The 1,382-nt window shown below is 42.5% G+C and carries 1 protein-coding gene; it reads left to right on the top strand.

Annotated features, from left to right (window positions below):
* The first annotated feature begins 118 nt into the window (after positions 1-118).
* Positions 119-1,342, top strand: a complete 1,224-nt coding sequence (locus IQ242_RS24785) for an NAD(P)/FAD-dependent oxidoreductase (protein ID WP_193961782.1) — start codon at positions 119-121, stop codon at positions 1,340-1,342.
* Positions 1,343-1,382 lie beyond the last annotated feature (40 nt).

Genomic DNA, 1,382 nt, shown 5'->3' with positions numbered 1-1,382 from the left:
GACACCCCCCTTATCAAGGGGGGATTAAGGGGGTATCGGCACCCCCCTTATCAAGGGGGGATTAAGGGGGTATCAAAGACAAAATTTATCTTCAATTTAATTATAACCACTTACTTATATGACTCAAATAGTCGTAATTGGTGGCGGGGCAGCGGGATTTTTTGGCGCAATTAAAGCGGCAGAATCTAACCCAAAAGCTGGCGTTACTATCCTAGAAGCGGCAAAAGAACCCCTTGCGAAAGTGCGGATTTCGGGAGGGGGACGCTGTAATGTCACCCATCATTGTTTTGATGTTTCCCAATTGGTTAATTATTATCCTCACGGTGGCAAAGCACTACGGGGAGCTTTTAGTCGGTTTCAACCCCAAGATACTATTAAATGGTTTGAATTGCGGGGGGTAAAACTAAAAACAGAAGCGGATGGACGAATGTTTCCCAGCACCGATAATTCTGAAACTATTGTTAATTGTCTGCGGGAAAGTGCGACTTTTGCTGGGGTTGATTTAAGGCTAAATTCCCCAGTTAAATCGGTAAAAAAACAGGAAGAAAGTTTTTTAATTGAATTAAAGAGAGATGAGCAAATTAGAGCAGATAAGCTGTTAATTGCTACGGGAAGTAGTCCTTTTGGTTATCGCACCGCTCAAGATTTAGGTCATTCTCTAGTCTCTCCTGTCCCTTCTTTATTTACCTTTCAAATTGCCGATCCTCGTCTGAAAGATTTGTTAGGGGTTACTGTGGATAAAGTGCGCGTTCGTCTTGGGGGAAGTAAATTAGAACAAATCGGACCCTTGTTAATTACCCATTGGGGAGTTAGTGGACCGGCTATTTTAAAACTTTCTGCTTGGGGAGCGCGGTTACTTCACGAGCATCATTACCGAATGCCTTTAATAATTAATTGGTTAGGGGATTATCATCCTGAAAAATTGCGGGAAATTATCTTACAAACTAAAAGTGAATATCCCAAAAGAAAACTTTTTAATTATTGTCCCTTTGAGCAGTTACCTAAGCGTCTTTGGCAGAGTTTATTAAGTTACTTGACTGTTAACTCGGAAACTCCCTGGGCCGAATTATCTAAAAATACTCTCAATCGATTAATGATTGAATTACAGCAAGGGGAATATCAAATCAAAGGAAAAGGGGTGTTTAAGGAGGAATTTGTCACCTCTGGGGGAGTGAATCTTCAGGAAGTGGATTTTAAAACTATGGAAAGCAAAATCTGTCCGGGGTTATATTTTGCCGGGGAGGTACTAGATATCGATGGAGTCACGGGGGGATTTAATTTTCAAAGCGCTTGGACCACTGGTTATCTCGCCGGACAAGCTATGGGTAATGGAAGGGTGTAGGAAGCGCCGGAGAGGGGGAAGTGGGGAAGTGGGGAAGTGG

This window comes from Microcystis sp. LEGE 08355 (assembly GCF_015207185.1).
Lineage (GTDB): Bacteria > Cyanobacteriota > Cyanobacteriia > Cyanobacteriales > Microcystaceae > Microcystis > Microcystis panniformis.
The sequence above is the reverse complement of the archived record's forward strand: the minus strand, read 5'-3'. Positions and strand labels throughout refer to the sequence as shown.

What these genes read in the sequence shown, in the direction of transcription:
- IQ242_RS24785 (WP_193961782.1), top strand. Translation starts at nt 119, where the DNA reads ATGACTCAAATAGTCGTAATTGGTGGCGGGGCAGCGGGATTTTTTGGC.